This is a genomic window from Microcoleus sp. S13_C3, from assembly GCF_036700905.1.
In the GTDB taxonomy this organism is placed as follows: domain Bacteria; phylum Cyanobacteriota; class Cyanobacteriia; order Cyanobacteriales; family Microcoleaceae; genus Microcoleus.
Genome location: NZ_JAUBPT010000086.1, coordinates 22,298 through 35,676, shown reverse-complemented (window position 1 = coordinate 35,676; position 13,379 = coordinate 22,298). Strand labels below are relative to the sequence as shown.

The 13,379-nt window shown below is 45.6% G+C and carries 4 protein-coding genes; 3 read left to right on the top strand and 1 reads right to left on the bottom strand.

Features of this window, described 5'->3' with window-relative positions; all coding sequences use genetic code 11:
* Positions 1-129: 129 nt before the first annotated feature.
* Positions 130-3,750, bottom strand: coding sequence for a WD40 domain-containing protein (locus QUA16_RS22050; RefSeq protein ID WP_333105686.1), 3,621 nt, complete (start codon positions 3,748-3,750; stop codon positions 130-132).
* 372 nt (positions 3,751-4,122) lie between these two features.
* On the opposite strand from QUA16_RS22050, the gene QUA16_RS22045 reads away from it, so the two are divergent.
* The 3 genes from QUA16_RS22045 (at position 4,123) to QUA16_RS22035 (ending at position 13,209) form a co-directional block, all read left to right on the top strand.
* Positions 4,123-6,210, top strand: coding sequence for a patatin-like phospholipase family protein (locus QUA16_RS22045; protein ID WP_333105687.1), 2,088 nt, complete (start codon positions 4,123-4,125; stop codon positions 6,208-6,210).
* An 11-nt stretch (positions 6,211-6,221) separates the two neighbouring features.
* Complete coding sequence (locus tag QUA16_RS22040; protein ID WP_333105689.1) at positions 6,222-6,776, top strand: hypothetical protein; 555 nt, start codon at positions 6,222-6,224, stop codon at positions 6,774-6,776.
* Positions 6,777-6,903: 127 nt separating this feature from the next.
* Positions 6,904-13,209, top strand: a complete 6,306-nt coding sequence (locus QUA16_RS22035) for a hypothetical protein (RefSeq protein ID WP_333105690.1) — start codon at positions 6,904-6,906, stop codon at positions 13,207-13,209.
* Positions 13,210-13,379 lie beyond the last annotated feature (170 nt).

Sequence of the window (13,379 nt, the reverse complement as noted above, 5' to 3'; positions counted from 1 at the left end):
TACTCATGATGGTCTCGGATGATTCACTTTTACCCCCTCAATCCGCCTATGTGCCAGTTCGGGGTGCGGAATGTGGGATATAATACAAAAAAAAAGGGGTAGTAAACCCGGATTTGGTATTAGTCGCGCTCAATTTACTTCAACTGCCCCCAGTGTTTTGAGCGTCGCAACAGTCGCCTCAGTTAAACCTTTAACACCTGTAATATTCATTCCTTCATAAGGTTTGGGAACAGGCAAGGTTTTGATACACTGACCCGTTACTGCATCCCAAAGCTTAATCGTCTCATCTTGGCTAGCACTGGCTAGAATTTGACCATCTGGACTAAAAGCAACTGACCACACCCAATTGTCGTGTCCCCGCAGAACTTGCAAGCACTCATTCGTGCTAACATCCCACACTCGTACAGTTTGGTCATGACCGCCACTCGCCAAGTGTGTACCATCAGGACTGAACATTACAGATGACACAATACCGTCATGTCCCTCCAGGGCAGTCAAAAATTGTCCGGTATTGATATCCCAAAACTTGATACTACCGTCACTGTTGCTGCTTGCCAAAATATTACTGTCAGGACTAAAGGCGACAGACCAAACCCAACCGCTATTTCCCATCAAAGTGCTTAAGACTTTCCCTGTACTGACATCCCATAACTTCACCGTCTTATCGGTACTCGCAGAAGCCAGGATATCACCTGAAGGACTAAAAGCAATTGCCATCACCCAACTCTCATGCTCAGTAAAAGTATAAAGACATTGCCCTGTGCTCATCTCCCATAGTTTGATAGTCGGATCCTCACTGAAACTTGCCAATGTCTTACCGTCGGGACTCATGGCAACTCCCCAAACCCAAGCAGAATGACCCTCTAAACTTTTTAGACACTCACAGATCGCAGTATCCCATAACCTGACACGAGTGTCAGAGAATCCACTCGCCAGCAAGTCTCCATTCGGACTGAAGGCAATGGATTTCAATCGATTAGTATGTCCATCCTGTATGCTTTTAAGACACTTCCCGGTTTTGATATTCCATAATCTCACGGCGCGATCGCTACTCGCTAAAGTTTGGCCGTCGGGCGAGAAAACTACCGAATTTACTGGATTGCTTTGCCCCAATACTGTTTTCAGACAATGACCTGTTTTAACATCCCACAGTCTCACCGTGCAGTCTTCACCAGTGCTAGCTAAAATTTTGCCATCTGGACGAAACGCGACAGATGAAACTCGACTGGTGTGTGCTTGCAGTGTTTTTAGACACTCACCCGATGCCACCTCCCACAATCTCACGGTGCTGTCTTCGCTGCAACTTGCTAAAATCTGACCGTCTGGACTAAAGGCAACAGACACCACTATTCGTGAGTGTCCAGAGCTAATGCTCAAGACTTCACCCGTGCTAATATCCCAGATGCGAATCAAAGCATCATGACCACCACAGGCTACCGTTTTACCGTCTAAACTGAAAGCCACCGATCGAATTTGACTGCTGTCACTCTCAAACATTTTCAGGCATTCTCCCGTCTCTACATCCCACAGTTTGAGCGTTCCGTCATCACCGCCACTAACTAAAATATTACCTTGAGGACTAAATGCGATCGACCAAGCCTGACTTTTGTGTGCTGGCAAAGTTAGCAAGCATCCTCCATTACTCCAATCCCAAAAACGCACAGTTCCATCACCGATGCTACTAGCAAGCATCTTGCCATCAGGACTGAAAGCAACTCCCAGCACAGTGCTAGTATTTCCCTGCAATATTTGACGGATAGACCAACTGCTAACATCCCAGCAACGAATCGTCCCGTTACTACCGCCAGTAGCAAGAGTTTTCCCATCTGGACTAAAAGCAGCGGATAACACGATACTGCCGTATTCTTTGCCAGTTCTCAGCAGCCTAACTTCTGGCAGTTGCCACAAATGAATCTCACTATTCGTATCGCCCATTGCTAAAAGTTTTCCATCCGGGCTAAAAGCTACTGACAAACCACTGCCCAAAACTTCGGCGAAAACGGAATTAGCTAAATTAGAACCCGCAAAGTTGACCTGATGCAAATTCGTATCGGGTAAATAAGCTTGCCAAACGGTCAAATTAGAAAAATCCCAACCGCTTAAATCTGGCTGCATCTGACGCAATAGATTTATAATATTACCTGCAGCATAGCCAGTTTCTAGTGTTGGTTTACCGCGCAGTGATGCCAGAATGGGTTTGAGTTGGTTTTCGAGAAGTTGCTGGTGTTCAAAACTAAAAAGCAGTCGATCGGCAATAGGTTTAAGGATAAGACGAGCTTGCGTATCTCTAAGGTATTCTGTAGCTGTAGCTTTGAGAAGAGCATGGCTTCTGAGAAGGTCAATTTCGCTGTTGGTTATCTCTGTGCAGACTTTTTCGATTAATCGTTCCGTCATGTATTCCATGACGACGGGTTGTTGAGTGTAGCCGTCTGAGGTTTTTTCGATGAGAGAACGTCTAACGAGAGAACCTAAAACCTCTAGTAATTCTTTGACAGTTAATTTTGAAACTATATCTTGTTGTAACTCTCCCAGCGAGACTGGCTCCCTATCGATCGCCAACCAGTACATCACCTTTTTTTCTACATCTGATAAACGATTGAATTGTCGGTCTAATAGGTTCCGAATATCATCAAATACTAAAGTTCCTTGGTTTAAAAGTTCTAAAAATTTGGTCAGGCTACTGTCAAAAAAATCGCGAATGGCGGGAGCAACCATTTTTAAGGCTAACGGATTTCCAGCATAGTGGTATCTCAAAATATCCCATTCGCAGTCTGATCCTTGAAAAAAAGCAAGAGCTTGGACAATTTCCTGTGCTTCTGGGGTTGTTAAACCTGTCAGTTGTAATGAACGAACTGGCAAATTTTTACCTTCTTTAGCTGCTAAACCGATCGGTTTTTCTCGACTGGTTAGTAGCAGGGTACTTTTATGGTTGATTTCGGCTACGCAGCGCAGAAGTTGACCGTAGCCTTCATATCCCTGTCGATAACAACCCGTGCGTTCTTCTTCCTGTAGAATTGACTCGATATTATCCAATATTAAAAGACACCGATGCTGTCGCAGATAGTGCATCAGGCGCGAGATTCCAGCATCTAAGGTGTCTGGTAAATTCGTTTCCTTTTGGTTCGAGAGAAATTGAATCAATTCTACCAATAAGTCAAGTATTAATGGAGCATTACGGAGACTGTGCCAAATAATATAATCAAATTGTTCTTGGATGCGTCCTGCTACCTTGATAGAGAGAGAGGTTTTGCCAATTCCACCCATCCCCAACAGCGTTACTAGGCGGCAGCGATCGCCGATTAGCCACTGTTCTAATAAAGCTAATTCGTCTGCACGTCCGTAGAAAATAGAAACATCAATTGCCTCTCCCCAATTAATCGTTTTGTTGAGTTTTGTTAAGTCAGTTGGATATCGATCGGCGATCGCGTCACTCTGATTAATTTGTTTGTTTATATTGTGACTAATTTGGCTATTTGGTAGGGCGACGGTTACTTGCGCCTGTTGTGCTTTCCGTCGCATAACTGACTGAACGTTACTCTTGGTGACTTTTTCTCCGAATAGCCGACTGAGAACTTGCCATAACTGAAAGCCAACAAACTTAATATATTCGGCATCATAACCCGCGCTTTTGGCAATATCTGGATAAGAGCGTCTTTCCCAAGTCTGCCGCAATACCAGTATGTGAATATCGTTGAGATGCTCTTGTTTGAGAACTGAGTCGAGGAAAAGCAGTGCTTCGTCGATCGTCATTTATTTAAAATTACCCGGTGTGTTAGCGCAAGGCTCGTGGTTCCTGTCCCAATTGCAGGTCTTTAAGCAATTATACTTAAAAATTCGGTATAGTTTGCAGCCACGATATAACTATTTATAACTTTTACTCACAGACACCGCTGCCGCATCCGGGTTATTACTGAATCAAGGTAGATTTAAGCAGTGAATTTCAATCTTAAGAGGGTGCGATCGCAAGTTTCACAAACACACAAAAAAAAGCGAATCTAGTTAACCCTTGTTGATTTAGTTTACTCCTAAGTTAGAGATTTATTGAACTTAGATTGATTCAATAATTTATCAGGGTAGCCTCGACCTATTCGCAAGCAATTTTTTTAAAAAAGGAGAAATCAAATGCCAAGGCAGTTGTTGAATACAACAGAAGAATCAGAGTTTTTGAGTAATAAAAAAAAAGAATGTGATTTGGTAATGAAAGGGGGTGTGACGAGCGCAATTGTTTATCCTCCGATTGTCCTAAAGCTGGCGAAAAAGTATCAATTTCGTAGTATTGGAGGCACTTCTGCAGGAGCGATCGCCGCCGCAGTTACGGCAGCAGCAGAATACGGACGGGACACGGGAGGCTTTACAAAGCTCAAGGAGATAAGCGACCAACTTAGTCAAGACAACTTCTTACGCAACCTATTTCAACCTTCCGAAGAAACCCAACCCTTAATGGATACCCTGTATGCTGTTTTTATCGAGAGTAAAAAACCAGAGGAAGAGGAAACGGAAAAAACAAACCATGAAAAGCCTAGTCCGCTGCAAAAATTCTTGGGCTTTTTCCAATTTGCTCGATTTCTTCGCGAAACTTTTCGATCTAAACACCAGAGGGTATTCGCACTCGGATCGCGTAGAGGATTGGTAATCGGTTTAATCCTCGCGTTGTTCTTATCAGGGTTCTCTTTTGTAGTATTTTTTTTAGTGGCTCAGTTTACGGGTGATAGTTTAAGCGGAGGGAGCTTTATTATACTCTTGCTGCTACTGAGCGTATCATTTGCTTGGATAGGGCAGTGGATTGGTAGTTTGGGTGTTGGCGTCTACGATTTGTACAACATCCTCACTAAAGAAGTGCCGAATAACTTTTTTGGAATGTGCAGTGGCCTAAAAAATCCCACATCTCGAAAAAATCCCACATCTCGAAAAAATCCCACATCTAAACACCCGGAAGCGCTGACCGATTGGCTGACTGCCAAAATCAACTATGTTGCCGGAATTGATGAAAACGGTGAGCCACTTACCTTTGGCAAGCTAAAGCAAAAGCAAAAGCCCATTGACCTCAAGCTGGTGACATCTAACCTGAGTCACAATCAACCCTATATACTGCCTTTCAAAAAACACGCTTTTATTTTTAATAAGGAAGAGTTTTCCAAGCTATTCCCGTCGAACGTCGTAGAATATATGACGCGATGTGCTTGCCGAACCAAAAGCGTGGAGTTGCCTGAAGGTTTTCATTTCTTGCCTGAAGCGGACAATTTGCCAGTGGTAGTCGCGATGCGGATGAGCCTCAGCTTTCCTATATTAATCGGTGCAGTTCCTCTCTACACAATTAATGACGCTGCTTTCCAAGACAAAAAAAAGCTCGATCTTACCAAGGAAAAGGATTGGAAACAGTGTTTGCAACGGAACTGGTTTAGTGACGGAGGCATCTCTAGCAACTTTCCGATCCACCTTTTTGATGAGTGGTTGCCAAGCCGCCCGACTTTTGGAATTAACCTTACCTCGCTGCCACCCAACGCATTTAAGAAGGACGAAAATAAGACTCAGATAGAGGCAGATGCTGTCAGCGTTGTTACCAATCCAGATACAGAAAACCTTGGCCGGCAATTAGATACGTTGGATGGGGATAGAGATGAACTCTATAAATCAATTTACCTTTCCAAGGCAAACGATCGCCCAGTTCAGGTGTGGGCAGAAATTTCCAAGTTGAGCGATTTTATCCGGGCAATTTGGTTAACAGCGCAAAACTACCGCGACAACACCCAATCGAGGCTGCCAAGTTACAGGGAACGGGTGGTGCAGGTTCGTTTAGATAAAGCTGAAGGTGGACTGAATTTGTCTATGGACAAGGAAATTATCAAGCGAGTGATGGAAAAGGGGGAGATAGCTGGAGAAAAAATAGTAAATGATTTTAAGTTGGAACATCATCAATGGGTGCGTTTTCAGGTACTGATGGGATTACTGGAGACTGAACTGACAAAGGTGGAACAGGTGCTGCGAGACAAGAGTTTAGATTGCCAGAAGCTGGCCCAAGAGCAGCAGGATAAAAATGAGCAGCATAAGAATGATAAATATCCCTACCCTCGCTCCGAGGCTTGGTGCGACGAAGCATTGGCTCGCGTCAAATACATTCAGGATTTTGTGAAAGGTTGGGGTGATGTGTCTCTTATTGACGAAGAAACTCCACGCCCCGATCCTGTACTACGAGTGACACCAGAACTGTAGGAGGCAAGAAAATGCAATTGTGGCATCCACTCCATTTAATCCCCAGTGGTTTAACTGATTGGCTAGTATTGGGACTGTTGGTTGCTCTCACTTTGGGATTAGCGCCAAAGACAAACCACCCATCGCTTACAACCGAAAAAGCTCCCTGCGGTGTACTTTCTCTTGAATTGGCAGGCAATGAGGAGAAAGCTAGCGCCATTATTGCCTCCTGGGAGAAGGGGGCACTCAACGAGGCTTTAAGCAGTCTTTACTGGGATAATTTCTTTCTACTGGCTTATTCAACGGCGATCGCATTAGGCTGTGTGATGGCTGCCGATCGGCTGCACGCGCCTGGAACTTTGGAGTACAACTTAGCAATTCTACTGGCTTGGGCGCAATGGCTGGCAGCGCTACTGGATCGAACTGAAAATTTCGCGCTTGAGAAAATGCTTCGCGGCGCTGTAAAAAGTCCCTGGCCTCAGATTGCTTGGTGCTGTGCTATACCCAAGTTCATCATCGTTTTTGCAGGGCTTGGCTATGTAGCGATCGCAGTTATTATTGGGATCGTTGCTCTCCTAAAAACCTAAAGCCAAATACTTCTTGAATGCTTCTTGATTATCTGGAATAGTAGAGGGCGATCGCTCTTGTTTCAGTTGGATAAAGAAAGGGCGATCGCAGATACATGGAAATACTTACAGGGAAAAGGTGAACAGTATGAATTTATCACTAGATAGCACTACCGTTACTCATAGTTTAGAGCAATCTCTACAAAAAACTCATAGCTTCCTCGCAGCTTTAGGAACAGATGCTGATTTTACTGCCAAGATGGCGTTAGCTTTTGGTAACGACTTTGAGGCTGATATTGCCAAAAGCTTAGCTCTAGATTGGGCGAATGGAGACTTTGAAAAACTTCCCTTGATAGAGATTCGCTCTTCAGCAGAAATTAATGGAGCCAAGGGAGCTTTTGCTGGAGCAAATAACACAATTTATCTATCGCGAGAGTTTCTTGATGAAAATTCCAATAATATTGATGCGATCGCCAATGTTATTTTAGAAGAAATCGGTCACTCAATAGACTGGCAATTGAATAACTCAGATACCCCTGGAGATGAAGGGGCAATTTTCTCAGCATTAGTGCGTGGAGAAACATTGAACTCTCAACAGCGACAACTGCTTTTAGCTGAGGATGATTCAGCTACCCTTACCTTAGATGAACAAGTTCTTCAGATTGAACAAGCAACAATTTACACCGGAGAAAATCTGGGAGACATTATTACAGGTTTCGATGCTCTTCTAGATACCCTTCAAGCTGCTGTCAATAACCGAGTATACGGGAACAAATTGCCACTTTTAGGAGATAAACTGAAGAATTCCGCTGAAAGTGGCGTACAGTTTATCAGCAATTTTGAAGATGATGTTCTCAATAAACTGCACGAAAAACTCGATACAGCAGTAACTAAAACACCGGAGCTAATCAAACAAGCTCTAGCAGAAGCTTTGGGGCCCAGTGGGTTAAAGTTGCTTCCCGACTTGAATAATGATGGTCAAGTTGATGCCCAAGAAATTGACCAGGCGATTAGCTTTGTGGAAACAACCGACGATGTTAAGTTTAACTTAAGGCTCAAAAAAGAACAGGCGGCTAACTCATTCTCTACAGCCTTGGATGCTGGGATTGGATTACCAGCTTTGAAATTGGATATCAATGGCAAGGCCAAAATCGGTCTTGGCTATGATTTAAATCTGGATTTTGGTGTCAATAAGACTAAAGGCTTTTATTTCGATACATCAAATGCCAACGAACTTAAAATTAATTTAAATGCCTCTCTTCCCAACTTAGAGGTAACTGGCAAACTGGGATTTCTGCAACTCAATGTCAAAGATAAAGGCACCCAATTTAACGGCGATTTTACAGTTGATTTAAAGGACTCAGATAATCAACTGTTTTTTTCGGAACTGCCATCAGTTAATTTAAAAAGCCTCGTAGATGTCAAATTTAATGGTTCAGCAAATATCAATCTGAATGCTGCCACAAGTTTTCAAGAGTCTGCCGTACTGCCATCGCTTAGTACGGACATCAATATTGACTGGGGATTTAATAGCAGCAATGCAGATCCAGACAATCCTAGCAGTTTTGGCGATGTACCCACTATTGCGTTCAACAACGTACAGATGGATATGGGTACATTCTTCAGCGACTTTGCGAAACCTATTTTGGGAAAGATCAAGCAGGTTACAGATCCAATTCAACCTGTCATCAAAGTGCTGGAAGAACCGCTACCGGGGTTCTCTGATGTCAGAGCTATCAAAGCTGCCTTAGATAAAGATAAGGATGGTAATGTTACGCTCTTGGATATCATCGAAACTATCGGGCCAGCTATCGATCCAGATTTCAATTTGGGGTACATAAAAGCCGTCAGCGAAATCGCTGTTTTGATTGAAAAAATCGACGATATTTCAACTAGCCCTGACAAGCTGATTGTTGACCTTGGCAGCTTTAATTTAGGCAGCACGGATATCCGATCGGTCCCCGACCTTAAAAATGTATCGCCGAGCCCAAGTCAGGGAATTCCCGACATCAAATCGCAGCTAGAAAGTAAAGGAGAAACAAAAGCCACAAACTTGGTCAGCAGTTTTGAAAGCTCAAAGGCAGGTCAACTCAAATTTCCACTCTTAAACGATTCAACGAATGCGTTTAAGCTGCTGCTGGGGCAAACGGCAGATTTGTTTACATACGATATGCCGGAGCTGAAATTCAAGTTGGGATACAGTCAGTTTTACCCCATCATTTATATTTTGGGAGCTCGTTTCAGCTTTGACCTTAGTGCCAACATCGATTTAGCTTTTGGCTTTGATACAGAAGGGCTAAAGCAGTTCGCAGATAGTGGCAAAACTGCTGATATTTTCAACGGATTTTTTGTGAACGATTTCCGCACTAACCCCGACGGAACGATTGAAAAGGTTCCAGAAGTTAGTCTGACTGGAGGGATTGCAGGCGCTGGCGAAGTCAATGCATTAGTAGCTAGTGCTGGTGTAGAAGCAAGCGTTCGCACCGAAGTTAACTTCGATCTGCACGATAATCTACACAATGGTGATGGCAAGGTTCGGGTCAATAAAATTCTGGAGCAAATTAAAGAAGATCCGCTGTGTTTGTTTGATACTAGCGGTGAAGTTACTGCTGGGTTGTACGCTTACTATAAGTTTTTAGGAGGTCGTGAAGAAATCGGTCTGGCCAAAACTCCGCCACTAATCAGCTTTGATTCCAAGTGCGATGATAAAACAGGTTTGAAGCTGGCGGAAGATGTTGGCGGTGGCGTGCTGCGGCTGAATATGGGGCCAAATGCAGGTGCTAGAATTAGGGGCGATCTCAACGATGGAAATGAGATATTCACCGTTTCGCCAGATCCAAATTCAGGCGGGGTTGTTTACATATCAGCATTCGAGAGCAGGCAGAAGCACAATGTCAGCAGCAAGATTGTTGGCAACGGCGGTGCTGGTAACGATTTAATTAACATTCAGGCTGGCGTGCAAACTCCGGCAGACCTTTCAGGGGAGGTTGGTGATGATAAGCTGTACTATCGGGGGACTGGCTCAGCAACGCTCCACGGCGGTGAAGGGAATGACCAGTTGGTCGGTGGTGCAGGCAGCGATGAGCTTTTTGGTGAGGGCGGCGACGATAATTTGAAAGGTGGCGATAACAGCGATCGCCTCTTTGGAGATGATGGAAGCGATCGCCTTTCTGGGGAAGCGGGTGATGACAAACTTTTGGCTGGTTCTGGCGACGATTACCTTGCCGGAGGAGCCGGAGCCGATACTCTTGATGGTGGAGAGGGTATTGATGCTGTCTCCTATATCTCCTCCGGTGAAGCAGTATCCGTCGATCTGACATCTGGTAAAAGTTCCGGCGGAGACGCAGCCGGTGATGTATTGCAGTCCATTGAAAAACTAACTGGCTCAGAACTTGGAGATATTCTGTCAGGTAGCACCCAGAATGACTTCATAGATGGTGGTGGAGGCAACGATGCCATCAACGGCGGAGACGGAAACGACACCCTCATCCCCGGTTTAGGGGACGACACGATCAATGGGGGAGGGGGAACTGACCAGTTAGTTTTGGACTATTCCGCTTTACCCACCCGTGCCGTCGCATGGAGAGACATTGACCCAACAGATCCCTCTTCATGGGATGTCTTTGTAGGAAACGCTTATGGTGTAGGAACACCCCTCACAGTTGATATTGGCAACAGCACTACTCACTATGACGTTGCTCTATCAACCGACGGCACGACAGTAGCGTGGACAGATGAAAAGGGACTGTGGGTTAAAAAGGTCGGTAATTCAAATCCACCTTTCAGAATCAATACTGTTACTAATCCGAACTTTCATGGCTCCTCTCTATCAGCCGATGGCAGCAAGGTAGCTTGGATAGATTACAGGAGTCAGGAAGCTGACCTCTTTGTTGCCAACACTGATGGCACTGGCATCACAAAAATTACCACATTTGAACTAGGTGCTGTAGCTACAGGTCACGGTAAAATTTCCCTCTCAGGCGATGGGAAGAAAGTAGCTTGGAGTGGGGTGGTTAGAGTGGGGGAGTCTGTTTTAGAGGAAGAAATTTTTGTTGCCAATACTGACGGTACTGGAATTAAACAAATTACCGATGACTCTGCTACATCTAGTTTCTTCGCGGAACTTTATGATGCTTTTCCATCCCTTTCAGCAGATGGCTCAAAGATAGTTTGGCAACGTTCTCCCAGAACAGGAAACGCAGTAATCTTTGTTGCCAACACAGATGGCACCGGTATAAAGAAACTGTCCGACGATACCTATGGCGAAAACAAATTCTCAGAATCTGCTTTCCATCCATCCATGTCAGGAGATGGTAGCAAGGTGGCTTGGTCTAGCGCGGCGTATGTAGCTGACTCACCAAATGTACTTGCCATGATTCGGACTGGTAACACTGATGGCTCTGGGGTCGTTATGGTTGCCGGCAGCGAAAATGCTAATTCCGCTCTGTCTCTTGCCGCTGACGGTGCCAAAGTAGCTTTTGTCAAAGATACAGACATCACCGATGGAAAAGGAAGTTATGGTCTTTTTGTAGGGAATGCTGATGGAACCGGGATTCCCACACTCATTGATATTGGCAACCCTGCAGGAGGTGATAGCACCTGGGATTTTGGCGGTTCCGTTGGCGATCGCCCTTCACTGTCAACCTATGTCAACGTTGGTATTCGCTACCCCAAATTCGACCCAATAACAGGCAGTGGAGAAATCCAGACATGGGGGCCAAGCCAACTGCATTTCAGCAATATTAAGCTATTCAAGATTATCGGCACTCCCTATGGGGATGAAATCTATGGCGGTGCTTTGGAAGACACGCTGACGGGCGGTGGCGGTGCCGATACCATCAAAGCTGGCTTAGGGAACGATACTTACGAGCTAGATGCCCAAAAAGCCGCTGGCAGTCAAATCCAAGATGCAGGTGGCACGGATATTCTTAACCTTCCAGGCGTAACTATCTCTTTATCAGCTCCCTCTGCTGGTTCTATTGGTATCGAACGAGATGGCACAACGCTGCTAGTAGACCTCAACAAAGATGGGGTTGCTAATGCTGCTAAAGACCTAGCTATTTTAGACTTTTTCGCTGAGTCGGTTTCTGGTGCTGGCTTAATTGAAACTGTGGCGAATCTCTCCGGGAGTGACATCCTCAATTATTTGAGCAGCACGCTAACGCCAACACCGACACCAACGCCAACACCGACACCAACACCCACTCCAACCCCAACGCCAACGCCAACACCAGAGCCAACACCAACACCGACACCAACGCCAACACCAACACCAACACCAGAGCCAACACCAACACCAACACCAACACCAGAGCCAACACCAACACCAACACCAGAGCCAACACCAACACCAACACCAACACCAACACCAACGCCAGAGCCAACACCAACACCAACGCCAGAGCCAACACCAACGCCAGAGCCAACACCGACACCTACATCCAATCCAGAGCCAACACCAACACCAACACCAACACCTGAGCCAACACCAACACCGACACCAACACCAACACCAACACCGACACCAACACCAACGCCAATATCGACACCAACACCGACACCAACACCAACGCCAATATCGACACCAACACCCAATCCAGAACCAACCCCAATATCGACACCAACACCGACACCAACACCCAATCCAGAGCCAACGTCAATACCAGAACCCACGCCCACGCCAGAGCCAACACCGACACCGACACCACTACCAGAGCCAACGCCACTACCAACCCCAACGCTTGAGGGGATTAGCGGTGACACTTTAATTGGCACTGACAATGACGACTCAATCACAGGTACTCAAAATGATGATGTCTTAATCGGTAAGTCGGGAAATGACACTCTTTTTGGTGGATTGGGTAATGACTTGCTCTATGGCAATAAAGGCAAAGACGTTCTCAACGGCAATCAGGGAAACGATTCTCTTTACGGCGGTAAAGGCAAGGATGTTGTTCGGGGCGGCAAGGATAATGACCTGGTTTTAGGAGATTCAGGAGATGATATCCTCTTCGGAGACATGGGAAATGATACTGTCTATGGCGGTAAAGATAATGATGTTGTCCACGGCGGTAAGGACGATGACCTAGTTTCCGGGGACTTGGGAAATGACACCCTTTTTGGAGACAGGGGAAATGATACTGTTAGCGGTGGCGCTGGTGATGACCTGCTCAATGGCGGTTTAGGCAATGATTCGCTGATAGGTGGTGATGGTCGCGATCGCTTTGTGTTCAACTCTGGTGCAGGAGTGGACACCATTACTGATTTCCAGACTGGTCAAGATTTACTGGGATTAAGCGGCGGTCTAACATTTAACCAGTTGACCATTAGCCAGGGTACAGGTATCCAGGCCCAGGACACCCTGATCCGTATCGCCAGCACTGGTGAGTTATTAGCGTCTGTCATTGGTTTTTCATCAAGCTCGCTTACCCAAGATATGTTCGCTCTGATTTGAGTCCAAATCCGGCTTAAATGGATGGGGAGGGTCGGCACGGGGGCACGACCCCTACAAAATACTGAGAGTGAAACAGAAGAGCCCTCGGACGAAAGTTTGTGTGGTAGGGGCAATCCCCCCGTGGTTGCCCCTGTTTCAACCGCCGAATCATCAAGGGGGTGGCTAACTTT

Excerpts from the sequence above, each read along its gene's own strand:
- QUA16_RS22050 (WP_333105686.1), bottom strand. The coding sequence starts at position 3,750 with ATGACGATCGACGAAGCACTGCTTTTCCTCGACTCAGTTCTCAAACAA.
- QUA16_RS22045 (WP_333105687.1), top strand. The coding sequence starts at position 4,123 with ATGCCAAGGCAGTTGTTGAATACAACAGAAGAATCAGAGTTTTTGAGT.
- QUA16_RS22040 (WP_333105689.1), top strand. The coding sequence starts at position 6,222 with ATGCAATTGTGGCATCCACTCCATTTAATCCCCAGTGGTTTAACTGAT.
- QUA16_RS22035 (WP_333105690.1), top strand. The coding sequence starts at position 6,904 with ATGAATTTATCACTAGATAGCACTACCGTTACTCATAGTTTAGAGCAA.